The 459-nt window shown below is 68.6% G+C and carries 1 protein-coding gene; it reads right to left on the reverse strand.

Going from position 1 to position 459, the window contains the following annotated elements:
• On the reverse strand, positions 1-459 hold a 459-nt coding region (locus tag JHD80_RS27105), incomplete at both ends, for a hypothetical protein (RefSeq protein WP_199093672.1).

Genomic DNA, 459 nt, shown 5'->3' on the forward strand with positions numbered 1-459 from the left:
TCTCCACACCGTCGGCACCTTCCGCGATGGATAGCACGCTGCAATCCGTCTGCAGGTCGGTGGAGCCCAGCCCTGCCACCAGCTGCTGTGACAGCCAGCCATTGCCCTGGGGCCAGGTCAGCACGGCGTCGCCGGCGTCTTCGGCCGTGCGCTCGTCCTGGCGGCGCGGGGCCGAGAAGCCATGGCGGCTGGCGAAATAGTGAATGCCTGCCCAGGCCGATACGCGCGCCAGGCCCGCGCCAAAGTCGTCGCGGCAGCAGTACTCCAGATACCAGATCAGCTGCGCATCATCGATGCCCTGGCTGGTCAGCCATGCCTGCATGGTCTGGCCGTCCAGCGCGGCATGGGCGGCGGGCAGCCGGCCCTCGCGCTGCCAGACACGGATGGACGGCATGGCAAAGGCCGCCCTGTCCATCTCCTGGGCCACGCTGCGCGCAAAGAGTTCGTACTGCTCCAGCG

The organism is Allobosea sp. ASV33, assembly GCF_016428755.1.
In the GTDB taxonomy this organism is placed as follows: domain Bacteria; phylum Pseudomonadota; class Alphaproteobacteria; order Rhizobiales; family Beijerinckiaceae; genus Allobosea.